We start from the raw sequence: 282 nt of genomic DNA on the forward strand, positions 1-282 counted from the left end.
GGGAGTGTCATAAATTTTGTGTTTGAGGCCTAACATACCGCTCAAGGAGCATCTGTATGGCCACAAAGAAGAAACTTCCCCTGCGAGAGTTGCCGTCGATTCCGGCGGACCTGGTCGATCAATTCGTTAAAGGCCCGATGACCGCCGAGGCGGTACAGGACCTGTCGATGGCGTTCAAGAAGGCGCTGATCGAACGGGCGTTGGGTGCCGAGCTTGGGCATCATCTGGGTTACGCCCAGGGCCAGGAGCGCCCCGAGCAGGCGACCAACCAGCGCAACGGCA

1 pseudogene is annotated in these 282 nt (G+C 58.9%); it reads left to right on the top strand.

Annotated elements, in window-relative coordinates:
* Positions 1 to 56 precede the first annotated feature (56 nt).
* A pseudogene (locus AC6LJ2_RS30115) lies at positions 57 to 282 on the top strand (IS256 family transposase); the annotation flags it as partial.

Source organism: Achromobacter sp. 1014246743, from assembly GCF_059760725.1.